Origin of the sequence: Streptomyces sp. NPDC001728, from assembly GCF_040297565.1 — a bacterium.
In the GTDB taxonomy this organism is placed as follows: domain Bacteria; phylum Actinomycetota; class Actinomycetes; order Streptomycetales; family Streptomycetaceae; genus Streptomyces.
Window position 1 is genome coordinate 11,928 of the sequence record NZ_JBEOZK010000027.1, and the last position, 16,502, is coordinate 28,429.

The following is a 16,502-nucleotide window of genomic DNA, read 5'->3' on the forward strand; positions in this document are numbered from 1 at the left end:
TGCTGGGGGTGTGCCGGGTGGACCGAGTACTGAACTAAAGCGTAGTGCGACAAGCCGGCCTGCGGCCCGTTCCGGCACCCTCCCGGGCGGCCCCTTTCCTTCGGGCGGGTGGCGGGCGTACGTCGTAGGGTGGGGGCGACCGGGCCGTGCGCGCCCGGGACCACCCGGCCCGTTCGACGTGTCGGGCTGTTCGCGTTGCCCGCCCCCGTCGTCCGAACCCGGGATGGAAGCTCCATGAGCCTGCACGGTCTGCTCGATGTCGTCGTCAAGGACGCGGCCCTCGCCGAGGCGGTCAAGGCCGCCGCCGACGGGAACCGCCCGCACGTCGATCTGGTCGGGCCCGCGGCGGCACGGCCCTTCGCCGTCGCCGCGCTCGCCAGGGACTCGGGGCGGCCGGTGCTCGCGGTGACCGCGACCGGGCGGGAGGCCGAGGACCTGGCCGCCGCCCTGCGGTCCCTGCTGGACCCGGACCGGGTCGTCGAGTACCCCTCCTGGGAGACGCTCCCGCACGAGCGGCTCTCGCCCCGCTCCGACACCGTCGGCCGCCGTCTCGCCGTACTGCGCCGCCTCGCCCACCCCCGCGACGACGACCCGGCCGCCGGTCCCGTCAGCGTGGTCGTGGCGCCCATCCGCTCCGTACTCCAGCCGCAGGTCAAGGGCCTGGGCGACCTGGAGCCGGTGGCCCTCAGGAGCGGGCAGAGCGCCGACCTGAACGAGATCGTCGAAGGCCTCGCCGCCGCCGCGTACGCGCGCGTGGAGCTGGTCGAGAAGCGCGGCGAGTTCGCGGTGCGCGGCGGAATCCTGGACGTCTTCCCGCCGACCGAGGAGCACCCGCTCCGGATCGAGTTCTGGGGTGACGACGTCGAGGAGATCCGCTACTTCAAGGTCGCCGACCAGCGGTCCCTGGAAGTGGCCGAGCACGGTCTGTGGGCGCCGCCCTGCCGTGAGCTGCTGCTGACGCCGGACGTGCGGCAGCGGGCGGCGGCGCTCGCCGAGGCCCACCCGGAGCTGGGCGAACTCCTCGACAAGATCGCCGAGGGCATCGCCGTCGAGGGCATGGAGTCCCTCGCGCCGGTCCTCGTCGACGACATGGAGCTGCTGCTCGACGTGCTGCCCGAGGGTGCGATGGCGGTGGTCTGCGACCCCGAGCGGGTCAGGACCCGCGCGGCCGACCTGGTCGCCACGAGCCAGGAGTTCCTGCAGGCCTCCTGGGCGGCCACGGCGGGCGGCGGCGAGGCCCCGATCGACGTCGGCGCGGCCTCCCTGCGGGGGATCGCGGACGTCCGGGACCGGGCCCGCGAGCTGGACATCGCCTGGTGGTCGGTGTCGCCGTTCGCCGCGGACGAGACCGTGTCGGGGGACACCCTCGTTCTCGGCATGCACGCCCCCGAGTCCTACCGCGGCGACACCGCCCGCGCGCTCGCCGACACCAAGGGCTGGCTGGCCGAGGGCTGGCGCACGGTCTACGTGACGGAGGCGCACGGCCCCGCCTCCCGTACGGTCGAGGTCCTCGGCGGCGAGGGCATCGCCGCCCGCCTCGACACGGACCTCGCGGAGATCTCGCCGTCCCTGGTGCACGTGTCGACCGGCTCCATCGACTACGGCTTCGTCGACCCGGCGCTCAAGCTGGCCGTGCTCACCGAGACCGACCTGTCCGGCCAGAAGGCGGCCGGCAAGGACGGCCAGCGGATGCCGGCCAAGCGCCGCAAGACGATCGACCCGCTGACCCTGGAGGTCGGCGACTACATCGTGCACGAGCAGCACGGCGTCGGCCGGTACGTGGAGATGGTCCAGCGGACCGTGCAGGGCGCGACCCGCGAGTACCTCCTCGTCGAGTACGCCCCCGCGAAGCGCGGCCAGCCCGGCGACCGGCTGTACATCCCGACCGACCAGCTGGAGCAGGTCACCAAGTACGTGGGCGGCGAGGCGCCGACCCTGCACCGGCTCGGCGGCGCCGACTGGACGAAGACGAAGGCGCGCGCGAAGAAGGCCGTCAAGGAGATCGCGGCGGACCTGATCAAGCTGTACTCGGCGCGGATGGCGGCCCCCGGCCACGCCTTCGGCCAGGACACCCCGTGGCAGCGGGAGCTGGAGGACGCCTTCCCGTACGCGGAGACGCCCGACCAGCTCTCGACGATCGCGGAGGTCAAGGAGGACATGGAGAAGACGGTCCCCATGGACCGTCTGATCTGCGGCGACGTCGGATACGGCAAGACGGAGATCGCCGTGCGCGCCGCCTTCAAGGCGGTCCAGGACGGCAAGCAGGTCGCGGTCCTGGTGCCCACGACGCTGCTGGTGCAGCAGCACTTCGGCACGTTCAGCGAGCGGTACTCGCAGTTCCCGGTGAAGGTGCGGGCGCTGTCCCGCTTCCAGACGGACACCGAGTCGAAGGCGACCCTGGAGGGCCTGCGGGAGGGCTCCGTCGACGTCGTCATCGGCACCCACCGGCTGTTCTCGTCGGAGACGAAGTTCAAGGACCTGGGCCTGGTCGTCGTCGACGAGGAGCAGCGGTTCGGCGTCGAGCACAAGGAGCAGCTGAAGAAGCTCCGCGCCAACGTCGACGTGCTGACCATGTCGGCCACCCCCATTCCCCGTACGCTCGAAATGGCCGTCACCGGCATCCGCGAGATGTCGACGATCACCACCCCGCCGGAGGAGCGGCACCCGGTCCTCACCTTCGTCGGACCGTACGAGGAGAAGCAGATCGGCGCCGCGATCCGGCGTGAACTCCTGCGCGAGGGCCAGGTCTTCTACATCCACAACCGGGTCGACTCGATCGACCGGGCGGCGGCGCGGCTCCGCGAGATCGTCCCCGAGGCGCGGATCGCGACGGCGCACGGCCAGATGACCGAGAGCGCCCTCGAACAGGTCGTCGTCGACTTCTGGGAGAAGAAGTTCGACGTGCTCGTCTCGACGACGATCGTCGAGTCCGGCATCGACATCTCCAACGCCAACACGCTGATCGTCGAGCGCGGCGACAACTTCGGCCTCTCGCAGCTCCACCAGCTGCGCGGCCGTGTCGGCCGTGGCCGCGAGCGGGGTTACGCGTACTTCCTGTACCCGCCGGAGAAGCCGCTGACGGAGACCGCGCACGAGCGGCTCGCGACGATCGCCCAGCACACCGAGATGGGCGCCGGTATGTACGTCGCCATGAAGGACCTGGAGATCCGGGGCGCGGGCAACCTGCTCGGCGGCGAGCAGTCCGGTCACATCGCGGGCGTCGGCTTCGACCTGTACGTACGGATGGTCGGCGAGGCGGTAGCGGACTACCGGGCGCAGATGGAGGGCGGCGTGGAGGAAGAGGTGCCCCTTGAGGTGAAGATCGAGCTGCCGGTCGACGCCCATATGCCGCACGACTACGCGCCGGGCGAGCGGCTGCGGCTCCAGGCCTACCGTTCGATCGCCTCCGCGAACTCGGAGGAGGACATCAGGGCCGTACGCGAGGAGCTCACCGACCGCTACGGCAAACTGCCCGAGCCCGTCGAGAACCTGCTGCTCGTGGCGGGCCTGCGGATGCTGGCGCGCGCCTGCGGTGTCGGCGAGATCGTCCTCCAGGGGCCCAACATCCGTTTCGCCCCGGTGGAGCTCAGGGAGTCGCAGGAGCTGCGCCTCAAGCGGCTCTACCCGCGCACGGTCATCAAGCCGGCGGTCCACCAGATCCTGGTGCCGCGCCCGACGGCGGGCAAGATCGGCGGGAAGCCGGTGGTGGGGCGTGAACTGCTCGGGTGGACCGGGGAGTTCCTGACGACGATCCTGGGGTCGTGAGGCGAGGTCCCCGGCCGGTGACGCTCAGGCCGTGAGGCCGCGTCCCCGGCCGGGGGCTTCCTCGCCGGCGGACCTCGCGTCTGCGGGGTCCCCGGCCTCCGTGTCGAACATCAGGCCCGTCAGCGGGCGGAACAGCTCGCCCGGGTCCCGGTCCCCGAGCGCGTCGTCCAGGTCGTGGCCGAGGAGCAGCGTCACGAAGCCGTGGGCCAGGGACCAGGCGGCGATGCCGGCCGTACGGGGGCCGGGGGTGCGGGAGCCGGGGCCGGTGGTGTGGGAGTCGGGGCCGGTGGTGCCGGTGGTGCCGGTGGTGCGGGAGTCGGGGGTGTGGGAGTCGGGGCCGGTGCCGCCGGCCGACCGCTCGCCGCCGCCAACGCCGAGCTGCCCTGGCCCGAGGCCCCGCACCTGGTCCTCTGGCGGGCCGCGACGGTCCTCCGTGAACACCGGGGCGACGGCCATCTCGCCGCCCTGCTGGCCGCCGGGCTCGACCCGGTCGAGGCGCTCGTCTCGTTCGCGGCGATCGGCGCCGCGCCCGAGCCCGTCTTCGAGAGCCGGGGCTGGAGCGCCGCCGCGTGGTCCGACGCCCGCGCGCGGCTGACCGTCCGTGGACTCCTGGGCGCCTCGGGGGCCGCCACCGAGGACGGCCGCGCCCTGCGCGCCGAGGTCGAGCGGCGTACGGACGAACTGGCCGCCGCCCCCTGGGACGCCCTCGGGTCCGACGGCACCGCCCGGCTCGCCGAACTGCTCGGCGGCCCCTGGCCGGCCGCGATCGGCTCCGGCCTGCTGCCCTCCGAGAACACCCTCGGCATCGGCAAGGTGCGAGGCGGGGGAGGGGGCCCGGTGTTCCCCGTGCCTCCTCCAGCGGGGCCTTGGGCCCGTCCGATTCGGGACCAACGGTACGAAGGGTCCGTCACCGTCCGGCCTAGGATTCCAGGGTGCTGACGTACCGAAGGACCCTGGCCGCCTCGACACTTGCTGTCGCCGCCCTCATAACCACCGCCTGCTCACCCGGAGCTGACACCCCGGATTCCGGTGGCGGCTCCGCCGGGAAGCCCGCCGCGCGCGGTACCGCCCTCGCCGCCGTGGACACCCTCACCGTCAAGGGCCGCGCGCCGAAGACGGGTTACGAGCGGGACAAGTTCGGCCGTGCCTGGGCCGACGTCGACGGCAACGGCTGCGGCACCCGCGACGACGTCCTCAAGCGCGATCTGACCGGCGTCCGCTTCACGGACGGCCACTGCAAGGTCGCCTCCGGGACCCTCACCGACGACCCGTACACCGGGACCACCGTCACCTACGTCCGGGGGCGCAGCAAGGTCGACATCGACCATGTCGTGGCCCTCTCCGACGCCTGGCAGAAGGGTGCGCAGAAGTGGGACGGGGAGACCCGGCGCCGCTTCGCCAACGACCCGCTCAACCTGCTCGCGGTGGACTCGGCCACGAACCGCCGCAAGTCCGACGGGGACGCGGCGACCTGGCTGCCGCCGAACACGGCGTACCGCTGCACCTATGTGGCCCGGCAGGTCGCGGTGAAGAAGAAGTACGGCGTGTGGGTGACGGACGGGGAGCGGGACGCGATGAAGCGGGTCCTCGCGGGCTGCCCGCAGCAGAAACTCCCGTAGGACTCCGAAGTATCGGAAAAGACGTTTGAGCACCCGGAAGATGATCTTTAGTCTGCTCGCATGGACCTGAACATCACGACCCTTGCCGAACGCCCCGAACTCGAGGGGCCGATGTGGGGGATGCGCGACCTCTGGCCCGAGTTCATGATGTACGACCCGGTGGGCTGGGCGAACATCGGGCAGATCGTCCGGCAGCTGCCGGAGTACGTCCTCGTCGCCACCGACGGCGAGGGCAAGGTCGTCGCGCGTGGATTCAGCGTGCCGTTCAGGCTGGATGTGGACGGCCGCCGCGAGCTGCCGGCCCGTGGCTGGGACGAGGTCCTGCTCTGGGCGTTCTCGGACCTGAAGCACGGCCGGGAGGCCGACACGGTCAGCGCCATCGAGATCACCGTCGACACGAGCGCCCTCGGCCGGGGCATCTCGCACCGGATGCTGGCCGCGATGCGGGAGAACGTCGCCGCGCGCGGCTTCTCCGAACTGGTCGCCCCGGTCCGCCCCAACGGCAAGCACCTGGAGGCCGAGGCCTCCATCCACGAGTACGCCTTCCGTACCCGCGAGTCCGACGGCCTGCCGCACGACGCGTGGCTCCGTGTCCATGTCCGCGCGGGCGGTGTGGTCGAGGCGGTGGCCCCGGCGTCGATGACGGTCGCGGGCTCCGTCGAGCAGTGGCGCAAGTGGACCGGCCTCCCCTTCGACACGGACGGCCCGGTCGAGGTCGAGGGCGCCCTCGTCCCCGTCCACTGCGAGGCCGCGCGCGGCTACGCGGTCTACGTCGAGCCCAACGTCTGGGTCCGCCACCGCCTGGTTCCGTAGCGGAACCGGAAGCCGGGCGCCCACCGCCGAGGCCGCTGCCCTCCGGGGCGGCGGCCTCCGGCCGTTTCCGGGCCGGGACTTTTACCGGGCCGGGCTTTCCGGGCCGGGCTTTCCGAGCAGGGTCGCGCCGTCGGGCCTCGCCGTGTCCTCGGGTCAGGCCGTCTTCGTCCAGTCGCCGCAGCCCGAGGTCTTGAAGAAGCCGTCCGAGGCGGTGACCTTCACGATGGCCGTGCCCGTCACGTTGTCGTTGGCGAGGATCGCGTCCGTGCTGTGGCTCGCGTCCTTCGACCGCTCCCAGTAGCACTCCGCGTCCTTGTTCCCCGTCGACTTGTACGTGCCGGGGGCGATGTCGACACCCACCTTGAACATGCCCCCGTCGCCCTTGAGCGTGCTCTTGGGGGTGCCGGTCGCCTTGGCGTCGACGGCCTCCCACTTGCCGCAGCCTGAGGACTTGAAGAGCTTGTCCGTGGCCTTGATCTCGACGTAGCCGGTGCCCGTCACGTTGTCGTTGGCCAGGATCGAGTCCGTGTCCCCGGAGGCGTTCTTGGCGCGCTCCCAGTAGCACCCGGCGTCCTTGTTGCCCGTGGAGCGGTAGAGGCCGGGCTTCGCGTCCGCGCCCACCTCGAAGTCGCCGTCGCCGTCGATCGTGACGACCTTCTTCTCGGCCGGTGCCTCGGACTCGGGGGCCTTCTTGTCGCCGCCCTGCTTCGCGGGCTGCTCCTGCCGGCCGTCGGCCTTGGGGGAGCCGCCGTCGCCGCCCCCGCCCATCGCCGCGCCGATCGCGATGACCGCGACGACCGCACCGGCGGCGGTGAGGACCTTGTGGCGGGCGAACCAGTTGCGCTGCTGCTGCTGAGACATGGCTGTGGCACCTTCCGTGGCGCTGTGGGGACTTCGTGTTCCGATGGAGTAATCACAGCAGAACCTGTGAACCGAGTCAACAGGGTTCACGGGGAATGGATTGGCTCACGCCGTGAACGGGTGTGAGCGCTATGCTCGCTGTGTTCACACACGTACGAGGGGAGACGGACAGGTGCCCGAAGAGAGCACGACAGAGGTCACCGCCGCCGGCATCGCCCGGCTCGCGGGCGTCGGCAGGGCCGCCGTCAGCAACTGGCGCCGCCGCCACGCCGACTTCCCCAAGCCCGTCGGCGGCACCGAGACCAGCCCGTCCTTCTCCCTCGCCGACATCGAGCAGTGGCTGCGCGACCAGGGAAAACTCGCCGAAGTCCCGCTCCGCGAGCGCGTCTGGCAGCAGCTCGCCGGCCACCCCTCCGGCACCGTCGCCGGCCTCGTACAGACCGGCTGCGTCCTGCTCCTCCTCCGTGCGCGCCCCGGCGCGTGGACCGAGCTGGCCGCCCTGTCCGACGCCCGGCTCGCCGAGCTGCTGCCCGGCGTCTTCGAAGAGGTGCTCACCGTCCGCTTCGGCGCGCCGAGAGCCGTGCGCACCCCCACCCCGGCCGAGACCGTCCCCGCCGTCCCCCTGCTCCGCGCGGCCGTCGAGCTGGCCGCCGAGCTGGGCGGCGCCCGCCAGGCGTTCGAGTTCCTGCTCGGCCGCCACCTGGACGCCAACCCGCGCCAGTACACGCTGACCCCGCCCCCGCTCGCCGAGCTGATGGCGGCCCTCGCCGTCGCCGCCGCGCCCGAGGGCCGGCCCCCCGCCGCCGTCCTGGACCCCGCCTCCGGCACCGGCGGCCTGCTGCGCGCCGTCCCGCACCCCACCGCGCTCTACGCCCAGGACGCCGACCCCGACCTGGCCGCGCTCTCCGCCCTCCGGCTCGCCCTCCACGGCGACGCCGACATTCGTGCCGCCGCCGCCGACACCCTCCGCGCCGACGCCTTCCCGGGCCTGGCCGCCGACGCGGTCCTCTGCCACCCCCCGTTCAACGAGCGGACCTGGGGCCATGACGAACTCGCCTACGACCCCCGCTGGGAGTACGGCTTCCCGGCCCGTACGGAATCCGAGCTGGCCTGGGTGCAGCACGCCCTCGCGCGGCTCCGCGACGGCGGCACCGCCGTCCTCCTCATGCCGCCCGCCGTCGCCTCCCGCCGCTCCGGCCGCCGCGTCCGCGCCGACCTGCTGCGCCGCGGCGCGCTCCGCGCGGTCGTGGCCCTGCCCGCCGGGGCCGCGCCCCCGTACGGCATCCCGCTCCACCTCTGGGTCCTCGTCCGGCCGGGCGCCGACCAGCGGCCCCCGGCGGAGACCCTGTTCGTGGACACGGCCGGGCTCGTCCCCGACGCCGGCCGCGACAAGCTCCCCTGGACCGCCCTGCGCAACGCCGTGCTCGACGCCTGGGCGGGACGCGGCGGCGACGAGTCCGTGGCCCGCGCCGTCCCCGTCGTCGAACTCCTCGACGACGAGGTCGACCTCGCGCCCGCCCGCTACCTCACTGCCCCCGCCGCCGGGGGCACCGCGCCCGAACTCGCCGCCGTACGGGACCGCCTGGACGAGTCCCTGCGCCGCACCCAGGGCCTCGCGCCGACCCCGGTCCCCGCGCGCCCCGGGCCCCGCCCCCTCACGACCGTCGGCGAACTCGCCCGTACCGGCGCCCTCCAGCTCCGCACCGGCGGCCCGGGCACCGCACCGGCCGGGGACGCCGTCGTCCCGGTGCTCACCGAGCACGACGTGCTGTCCGGCGGCGCGCCCTCCGGCACCCTGCCCGCCGGCGCCCCCGCCGAGGAACCGGTCCTCGTCGCCGAGGGCGACGTCGTCGTCCCCGTGCTCGGCGGCGGCTCCGTCGCACGGGTGGTGGACGCCGCCACGGCGGGCGCCGCCCTCGGCCGGAACCTCCAGCTGCTGCGCCCCGCCCCGGCCGCCCTCGACCCCTGGTTCCTCGCCGGATTCCTGCGCGGCACCGCCAACAACCGGCAGGCGAGCAGCTTCGCCTCGACCGCGACCCGGCTCGACGTGCGCCGCCTCCAGCTGCCCCGGCTGCCCCTCGCGGACCAGCGCCGCCACGGCGCCCACTTCAAGTCGCTCGCCGAGTTCGAGGAGGCGCTGCGACTGGCCTCGCGGCTCGGCGAGCAGCTGGTGCAGGGGCTGTACGACGGTCTCGCCGACGGAACTGTGGAGCCGGGGTGAAGACCGGCATACCCTCATAGCCGGATCATCGGGTGATCATCCGTTCTGGGGGAGCGTTCGCATGTACGGTCAGGTGCCCACACCCGCACCCACGCCCACCGGGGCGCCCGCCCCCACGCGCGCGCGTGCGGGCGGCCCTTCGGCGGCCACGATCACGGTCCGAGTGCTGATCACGGTCCTGGTCCTGCTGTCCCTTGGCTTCCTCGCGTGGGTCGCCATGCTCCGGATCGCGATCATGCGGCGCTCGGGGCGGGACTGGGCGCTCTTCTGGGCCCAACTGGGCCTGAACATCGGCTGCGTGGTGCCGCTGGAGCAGCGGTTCGCGGACACCTGGATGAACACCGCCGGCATGGTGGTCCTGCTCGTCCAGATGGCGATCGTGACCTTCTACTTCCTGGTCGTCGACATCCGCCACCACCAGCCCGCGCCGATCGTGGTCCTGGCGCCGCCCCCGCCGCCGTACCTCCCGATGGGGCACGGCTACGCCCCGGGTACCCCGTCCGCCCCGCCCGCCGTCGTCACGCGACCCGACCCGACCGGCGCCCCGAACCCGTACACCTTCGCCCCGCCGCCGCCCGCGAACCACGGGCCGCTCCCCGCGAACCACGGGCCGCTCCCCGCGAACCACGGGCCCCTGCCCCCGCACCCGCCCCGCATCGACCAGGTCCGGGCCGAGCTCGACGAGCTGAGCGATCTCCTCCGCAAGGAGGGGGAGAAGTGAACGGACGTGTCATCGGCGGCCGTTACGAGCTGGCCACCGTCATCGGGCAGGGCGGCATGGGACAGGTCTGGACGGCGTACGACGGACGGCTGGACCGCAGGGTCGCGGTGAAGCTGCTCCGCCCGGCCACCCTGTCGGGCCCGGAGACCGCCGCCGACGAGCTGCGGCGCCGCTTCGTGCGGGAGTGCCGGGTGACCGCGCAGGTCGGCCATCCCGGTCTGGTCACCGTGCACGACGCGGGCAGCGAGGGCGAGGACCTGTACCTCGTCATGCAGTACGTGGAGGGCGCGGACCTCGCCGACCACCTCGCCGAGCACGACCCGTACCCCTGGGAGTGGGCGGTCTGCGTCGCCGCCCAGCTGTGCGGGGTGCTGGCCGCCGTGCACGCGGTGCCGATCGTGCACCGGGACCTCAAGCCGCGGAACGTGGTGGTCCGCCACGACGGCGCGGTCGTCGTCCTCGACCTCGGCGTCGCCTCCGTCCTCGACGCCGACACCACCCGCCTCACGCACACCGGTTCCCCCATCGGCAGCCCGGCCTACATGGCGCCCGAGCAGGCCATGGGCGGCGCCGTGGGCCCGTCCACCGACCTGTACGCGCTCGGTGTGCTCCTCCACGAACTCCTCAGCGGGAACGTGCCGTTCGCCGGGTCCACCGCGCTCGGCGTCCTCCATCGCCATCTGTACGAGCCGCCGCTGCCGCTCCGCCAGCTGCGGCCCGAGGTCCCGGAGGCCCTCGAAGCGCTGGTCCTGCGCCTGCTCGCCAAGGACCCGAGGGAACGGCCGTCCGGCGCGCACGAGGTGTACGAGCACCTGGCGCCGCTGCTGCCCGCGCGGGGGGCGCCGGTGGGGCCGATGGACCCGACCCGGCCGTTCCTCCGCCCGCACGCGCCGTGGCCGGACCGGGCGCCGGGGCAGGCGGCGGCGGCCCGGACCTCGGCCCCGGCGACGCCGGTGGCACCGGCCGGGGTGCCGGCTCCGGCGGATCCGAGGGCGTACGTGCCGGCGGCGGCCGTGACGCCACCGGCCCACCCGCCGCGCACCGCCGATGTGGCCGCCGCCGTCGACGAGGTGAAGCGGCTGCTGGGCGAGGGCTCGCTCACCCAGGCCGTGGACATCCTCGGAGGCATCCTGCCCACGGCCGAGGCCGAGCACGGGGAGCGGTCGCCGGTCGTCCGCATCCTGCGCAAGCAGTACGCGTCGACACTGATGGACGACGGCCGGTACGGGCGTGCGCTGCCGGAGCTGCGGCGTCTGGCGGCGGACCGCGAGACGGAGGCGGGCCCGGCGGATCCGCAGGTTCTTCAATTCCGTTATGACGCGGCGTTGTGTCTGGAGCAGCTGGGGGAGACGGCGGAGGCGCTGGCGGAGTTCCGCGCGGTGCTGCCGCACTTCGAGCACGAGGGTGACCAGGTCCGGGCGTTCGACATCCGGCAGCGGACCGGGCTGCTGCTCGTGGCGACGGGTGAGCACGGGGAGGGACAGGACCAGCTCCAGAGGCTCCTGTTCGACGCGGAGCGTGCGTACGGTCCGTATCACCCGCTTCCGGTGGAGTTGAGGCGGGTTCTGGAGCACCAGAGGCAGCTGGGGCCGCGTTCCTGACGTGATGCCAGGGTCACGACTCGGCATCTGATCGAGGAGTGGATCTTCCTGATCCTTTTTGCCGCTTTTGGTGCATGTAGCGTTCGCGTCTGATCATGTCCGCGTCCCCAAGGAACCCCTCATGACGACGCCGTCCGCGCCCTTCACTCCCGAGCAGCCCGCCGCTCCCGCGAAGAAGGGCAGCGCCCTCCTGAAGAAGGTCGGCGGAGTCGTCCTCGCGATCATCGTGGCCGTGGGTGTGAAGCTGGGACTGCCCTACCTGACCGGCGACGCCCCGGTGCACGCCGAGGCCGGCGAGTGCGTGACCGTGACCGGTCCCGACAACGACCCGAAGGTCGACACGACGGACTGCTCCTCCGGGAAGGCAGACCTGTTCAAGGTCGTCAAGGTCATCGACGACACCTTCGACGTGAACCAGTGCGGCGACCAGCTCTCCGCGCTGGCGCAGCAGCTGAAGTCGGACAAGTTCGTCCTCTGCCTGGAAGAGGTCCCCGCGAAGTAAGCGCGCGCGAAGACCAGTCGAGGAAGGGCCGGAACCCAGGGTTCCGGCCCTTCCTCGCGTCCGAGGGCGCTCGGGCCGACGAAGGGCCGTTGTCAGAGGTGACGCCTACGGTTCGGCCATGAGCGTTCCCGAGATCATTCCGATCAGGTACGAGCCCGACTACCGCACGCGCACCATCGGGCGGTGGCGTGGTGGCCAGTTCTTCGCCTCGGTCACCGGAGCCTTCTCCGAGGGCTGGATCGGTGGCGACTGGGAGAAGCGGAGACGCTGGTGCGCGGTGCTCCACCGGTTCGACGGGGCGGGCCGGCACCTGGACTCGCGCATCGAGTTCACCGGCACGTCGGCGGACGGCGAGAGAAGGGTGATCGATGCCGCGTCCGGGCTGCTCGACGAGTGGCTGGACGCGCTGCCCGAGCGGCAGTACCAGGACATCGCGATCGCGCCGTTCACCGTGCAGTGCGAGGGAGTGCGGTTCGGCCTGGTCCTGGAGGACGATGGGGCCGAGGAGGACGGGGAAGCACGTGGCGTGTGGGCCGAGTTCTACCCCGACGGCCTGGGCTTCTCCGCCCCCTGGGACGGCGAGTACGACACCTGATCCCGAACGAACGGGTGACATCACCCGGTCCCGCCGGACCGGGTCACTCCGACGCCGGGTCCCACTCCGACACTCGGTCCAGTTCCGCCGCGAGGGACGGGTCGCGCATGCCCGGGAAGGCGTAGCCGTCGGTCTCGTCCCAGGGGACGTCGAGGTCGTCCAGGTGGACGTGCCAGTCCGCGTCCGGCAGTACGCGGCGCAGGTCGGTGACGGAGTCCAGTACGTGGATCACCACCGGCATCAACTGCCCGGGGTCCAGTGGCATCTTCGTCGAACCGGCCACGATCCGGTGCGGCTCGTCGCCGTCGTCCTCGTACAGGTCGAGGCTTTCCGTGTCCTCGTACGGGAACGACGACATGTGCGCGGCGACGATGCTCTCGACGGCGGCCTTCTCGGCGGCCGTAAGCGGCAACGCCCGGTCTGCGGAGTAGTACAGGGAGACGCTCATGGGCCGAGCGTACGGAGGGGGTACGACAACCGGCCGCCCGCCGGGTTCCGGGACGACCGGCGAGGCTGGGGACCGTCGCTCTCCACGGACGGGGTGACCGGGCCCGCGCTCGGCAGGGGGGTCGTCGCGGGCTTCGGGCGTATGACGATGCCCGGCGGGCGTGCGGGCGGTTCCGGGGGCGGGCTCAGCGCACCGCCGGGCCCCGCCCCGAGCAGGTACGCGGCTGCCACGGCCGCCGCCGCCCCCAGCCCCGCGAAGGCCACCCCGCGCACCCGGCGCGTCCCCCAGGCACGCCCGCGCGGCGGCTCGTCGCGGCGCAGTTCGCGGTACGTGACCAGCGCCGCGCGCGCGGTCAGCGCGGCGCGCAGGCGCTCCTCGACGGGGGACCCGTGGTCCCCGGCGGACGGTCTCTGCGGTCTCATCGGCCCGCCTCCAGCTTCTTCTCCAGCGCGTCGAGCGCCCGGCTCGCGGTGGACTTGACCGTCCCGCGCGAAAGCCCCAGCGTCCGCGCGATCTGCGCCTCCGTCAGCTCCGACCAGTAGCGCAGCACGAGCACCTCGCGCTGGCGCCGGGTCAGCTGCGCGAGGGCGTCGAGCACATGCCGGTGTTCCTCGGCGAGCAGCAGCCCCTCGTCGACCGGCGCCCCCGCCCCCGGGTGCGGCGGGGTGTACGCGCGCGCGGTGCGGCGCCTGCGCAGTACGGAGCGGGCGGCGTTGACCACGGCGGTGTGCAGATACGCCCCCGGGTCCTGGAGTCCGCCGAGCGAGGTCCCATGGGTGCGGCACAGCGCGGTGAACGCGTCCTGGACCACGTCCTCGGCGGTGTGCAGGTCGTCCACCAGGAACAGTGCGAGCCGCACCATGTCGAGCCGCCGCGCCCGGTACAGCTCGGTGAGGGTGGGCGGCGGTTCGTGGCCGTACGCCGGCTCGTCCTCGTACGACGGTCCGACCGCCCGGAGGTGACGGCCGCGCTCCCGTCCCCGTACCGGCGCCTCGTCGGCTGCCCGGGACACGCGGGCGAGCAGCCGTGACCACCAGGCCGACGGCGCGGGGCCGGGGCGGGGGCGGGGGCTGGATATGGCGTACGACAACTGCACGTCCTCTGTACGGTCCTCGGTCGATCCGTCGCGGGAGGGGTGGCAGGACCGGGCCCGGCCCTGCCACCCTGTGGTGTTACCGCTCGCCGTTACTTACCGGCGCCGGTGCCGGGCGAGATGACCCGGGGCGCGGTCCCGGCGGGGGCGGGGGTGGAGGCGGTGGAGGCGGTCGTGCCGGTCCCCTTGACCGGGGCGACGACCTTCGGGGCGGGTGCGGCGGCACCGGGCTTCGTCACGGCCGGGGCGGCGGCCTCGGGGGCGGTGGCCGGCACCGGGGCCGGGGCGGGCTTCACACCGGAGTCGGCGAAGGCCTGCGCGGCGAAACCGCCGCCGAGGAGCAGCGCGACACCGGCGACGACACCCAGGACCCGGGGGCGGCGGAGGTTCCGCTTGGAGTGGACGGACATGAGATCTCCCGAGGAAGTGGGACGGAAACACGGTCTGGTGGATCAGCTGAAGGGCGCCTTCAACCCACCAGACGTGCGTCACCCCCGGAGGTTGCGACCGACTCCGGAGATCTTTTCCTCAGCCGCTGAACCGCCCCGCCCGCTCCCCGCCCAGCCGGCCCGCCGGCAGCCTCCTGCCGTACGCGAGGAGCAGCAGGTCCTGGCCGGTGCCCGTGACCGGGGACCCGGTGCCGAAGGACCAGTCGGTGTCGGTCGCGTCGAGCCGGACGCCGTCCAGGTCGGCGCCGAAGAAGCGGACCGTGCGCCGGTCGACCGCGTCGAGGAGCACCCGGATCCGGTCCTCCGGGACCACGCGGCCCAGCCCCAGGGCGACCGAGATGTCGAGACCGTGGACGACGTCGTGCCCGAGGGCCGCCACCCGGCCGCCGACCGGTGGCGTCCAGGGGTGGTGGGCGTCACACTCCCGCCTGCCCTTCGGCCAGGTCCTCTTCGGTGGCGGTGAAGGCCCGGGGCCGATGCCCGGTTCGCGTGGCCGCCCGGGCGGCTGTGGCCGTCTACACCTCGGGAAGGGAGGGGTCCGGTGTCCAGGGAAGGGGCGCGGTGACGGCCCAGCGTTCGTGGTCGCGCCAGGCGCCGTCGATGAAGAGGTAGGCGGGCGACAGGCCCTCGTGGCGGAAGCCCAGGCGCTGGACCAGGGACAGGGACGCCTTGTTCCCGGGCTGGATGTTCGCTTCCAGGCGGTGGAGCCGGAGGTCCGTGAACGCGTGGTCCAGGACCGCGGCGACGCCTTCCGTCATGTAGCCCCGCCCCGCAGACGGGGCGAAGGCCGCGTAGCCGATGGACGCGCCCTGGTAGCGGCCCCTGATGATCGAGTTGATGTTGACCATGCCCGCGGCCACGCCGGTCTCCCGGACGCGGACCAGGAAGCCCAGGGTCGTGCCGTCGCGGAACCGTTCCGCCCAGCTCCGGAACTCCTCGGCCGTCGTGGGCAGTTGAATCCACGGCCCGAACAGCTCGGCACTGGCCCGCACGAGCGAGCAGAACTCGTCCTGGTCGGCGAGGGTGAGCGGGCTCAGCTCGACCCGGGACGGCGGCGCGGGGGCGGTGGGCGGTTCGGGCGACACGGCGGTCACGGGGGTGGCGGGCGGTTCGGCGGTGGGTTCGGGCGGCATCCGGCTAGGCCTTCGCGTCCGGATTCCAGTCCCCGGCCAGGAGCCCGAGCAGCACCTCGTCCAGGAACTCGCCCAGCACCCACGCCGAGGACCGCAGCACACCCTCGCGGACGAAGCCGTTGCGCTCGGCGGAGCGCAGCATCGCGTGGTTGTCCGCCAGCGTCTCGATCTGCAGCCGGTGCAGGCCGCGTACGACGAAGCCGTAGTGGCACAGGGTCGCCACCACGTCGGTGCCGTACCCCCTGCCGCGTGCGGCCGGCAGCAGCCCGAGGCCGATGTGCGCGGAGCGGTTGTGGGTGTCGATGCCCCACAGGTTCGCGCTGCCGACCAGCGAGCCGCTCTCCAGGTCGACCACGGAGAACGCGACGTTCTCCTGATTCGTCTCGTCCACCACGAGCCGCCGGTCCTGCGAGCCGGGCGTGATCGGCCGCCACGGGCCGCCCTCGGCCCGCGCGGAGTTGACCACGTCGTCGTAGAGCTCGGTCCGCAGGACCGGGATGTCGTCGTCGTGGCGGGCCCGCAGCCCGACCCTCTCGCCCCTCAGCATGCTGGTTTCCTATCCGACTCCGCCGGTCGGCGGCAATCGGATTTCGGGCGGGGAATGCGGGCCGTGGCTCCGGGGCTTGTACGGGCGCCACGCTGGGTGTGGGAAAGCTGCCGCGATCGAGAACCGGTCACTGC

General features: G+C 73.1%; 16 protein-coding genes and 2 pseudogenes. 9 read left to right on the top strand and 9 right to left on the bottom strand.

The genetic code is table 11. The features are described from left to right. Positions 1-234 precede the first annotated feature (234 nt). Positions 235-3,765: a transcription-repair coupling factor gene (gene mfd / locus ABT154_RS30235; protein WP_351861025.1), complete on the top strand. Its 3,531-nt coding sequence runs from the start codon at positions 235-237 to the stop codon at positions 3,763-3,765. A 24-nt stretch (positions 3,766-3,789) separates the two neighbouring features. On the opposite strand, the gene ABT154_RS34020 is transcribed toward mfd, so the two are convergent. Next, positions 3,790-4,167 carry a hypothetical protein gene (locus ABT154_RS34020; protein WP_502969619.1) on the bottom strand — a complete coding sequence of 126 codons (378 nt, stop codon included), beginning with the start codon at positions 4,165-4,167 and terminating at the stop codon, positions 3,790-3,792. Between ABT154_RS34020 and ABT154_RS30245 the strand changes: the two are divergent. From ABT154_RS30245 to ABT154_RS30255, 3 genes and pseudogenes are all read left to right on the top strand, one after another. Continuing rightward, a pseudogene (locus ABT154_RS30245) lies at positions 4,102-4,581 on the top strand (SCO6745 family protein); the annotation flags it as partial. The gene ABT154_RS34020 and the pseudogene ABT154_RS30245 sit on opposite strands and share 66 nt — an antisense overlap. Before the next feature lie 116 nt (positions 4,582-4,697). Further along, a complete protein-coding gene (locus tag ABT154_RS30250; RefSeq protein ID WP_351861027.1) occupies positions 4,698-5,384 on the top strand; it encodes an HNH endonuclease family protein in 687 nt (228 codons plus the stop codon). Between the two features lie 60 nt (positions 5,385-5,444). Then, positions 5,445-6,197 carry an N-acetyltransferase gene (locus tag ABT154_RS30255; RefSeq protein ID WP_351861029.1) on the top strand — a complete coding sequence of 251 codons (753 nt, stop codon included), beginning with the start codon at positions 5,445-5,447 and terminating at the stop codon, positions 6,195-6,197. Between the two features lie 153 nt (positions 6,198-6,350). Here ABT154_RS30255 and ABT154_RS30260 read toward each other — a convergent pair whose 3' ends face one another. After that, the gene (locus tag ABT154_RS30260) at positions 6,351-7,058 is read right to left on the bottom strand and encodes an Rv1352/Rv1906c domain-containing protein (RefSeq protein WP_351861031.1); all 708 of its coding nucleotides are present in this window, start codon (positions 7,056-7,058) and stop codon (positions 6,351-6,353) included. A gap of 172 nt (positions 7,059-7,230) precedes the next feature. Between ABT154_RS30260 and ABT154_RS30265 the strand changes: the two genes are divergently transcribed. The 5 genes from ABT154_RS30265 to ABT154_RS30285 all read left to right on the top strand — a co-directional run bounded on the left by ABT154_RS30265 (position 7,231) and on the right by ABT154_RS30285 (position 12,698). Further along, positions 7,231-9,279 carry an N-6 DNA methylase gene (locus ABT154_RS30265; RefSeq protein ID WP_351861033.1) on the top strand — a complete coding sequence of 683 codons (2,049 nt, stop codon included), beginning with the start codon at positions 7,231-7,233 and terminating at the stop codon, positions 9,277-9,279. A gap of 61 nt (positions 9,280-9,340) precedes the next feature. After that, the gene (locus ABT154_RS30270) at positions 9,341-10,000 is read left to right on the top strand and encodes a hypothetical protein (protein ID WP_351861035.1); all 660 of its coding nucleotides are present in this window, start codon (positions 9,341-9,343) and stop codon (positions 9,998-10,000) included. Further along, the gene (locus tag ABT154_RS30275) at positions 9,997-11,601 is read left to right on the top strand and encodes a serine/threonine-protein kinase (RefSeq protein WP_351861037.1); all 1,605 of its coding nucleotides are present in this window, start codon (positions 9,997-9,999) and stop codon (positions 11,599-11,601) included. Before ABT154_RS30270 ends, ABT154_RS30275 begins: the two co-directional genes overlap by 4 nt. A 121-nt stretch (positions 11,602-11,722) precedes the next feature. Further along, positions 11,723-12,103 (top strand): LppU/SCO3897 family protein, encoded by a 381-nt coding sequence (locus tag ABT154_RS30280; protein ID WP_351861039.1) that lies wholly within the window; start codon positions 11,723-11,725, stop codon positions 12,101-12,103. Positions 12,104-12,221: 118 nt separating this feature from the next. Continuing rightward, positions 12,222-12,698 (top strand): hypothetical protein, encoded by a 477-nt coding sequence (locus ABT154_RS30285; protein WP_351861041.1) that lies wholly within the window; start codon positions 12,222-12,224, stop codon positions 12,696-12,698. Between the two features lie 43 nt (positions 12,699-12,741). On the opposite strand, the gene ABT154_RS30290 is transcribed toward ABT154_RS30285, so the two are convergent. From ABT154_RS30290 to ABT154_RS30320, 7 genes and pseudogenes are all read right to left on the bottom strand, one after another. Further along, the gene (locus ABT154_RS30290) at positions 12,742-13,146 is read right to left on the bottom strand and encodes a hypothetical protein (RefSeq protein ID WP_351861043.1); all 405 of its coding nucleotides are present in this window, start codon (positions 13,144-13,146) and stop codon (positions 12,742-12,744) included. Beyond that, positions 13,143-13,568, bottom strand: coding sequence for a hypothetical protein (locus ABT154_RS30295; RefSeq protein ID WP_351861044.1), 426 nt, complete (start codon positions 13,566-13,568; stop codon positions 13,143-13,145). The genes ABT154_RS30290 and ABT154_RS30295 overlap by 4 nt, the downstream gene beginning before the upstream one ends. After that, entirely contained in the window at positions 13,565-14,242 is a 678-nt protein-coding gene (locus tag ABT154_RS30300; protein WP_351861046.1) for an RNA polymerase sigma factor, read from the bottom strand. The genes ABT154_RS30295 and ABT154_RS30300 overlap by 4 nt, the downstream gene beginning before the upstream one ends. 89 nt (positions 14,243-14,331) lie before the next feature. Then, on the bottom strand, positions 14,332-14,649 hold the full coding sequence (locus ABT154_RS30305; RefSeq protein WP_351861048.1) for a hypothetical protein: 318 nt from the start codon (positions 14,647-14,649) through the stop codon (positions 14,332-14,334). Between the two features lie 118 nt (positions 14,650-14,767). Then, positions 14,768-15,106, bottom strand: a pseudogene (locus ABT154_RS30310) (maleylpyruvate isomerase mycothiol-dependent enzyme family protein); the annotation flags it as partial. 97 nt (positions 15,107-15,203) lie between these two features. Beyond that, positions 15,204-15,821 (bottom strand): GNAT family N-acetyltransferase, encoded by a 618-nt coding sequence (locus ABT154_RS30315; RefSeq protein ID WP_351861050.1) that lies wholly within the window; start codon positions 15,819-15,821, stop codon positions 15,204-15,206. Between the two features lie 4 nt (positions 15,822-15,825). After that, the gene (locus ABT154_RS30320) at positions 15,826-16,368 is read right to left on the bottom strand and encodes a GNAT family N-acetyltransferase (protein WP_351861052.1); all 543 of its coding nucleotides are present in this window, start codon (positions 16,366-16,368) and stop codon (positions 15,826-15,828) included. Positions 16,369-16,502 lie beyond the last annotated feature (134 nt).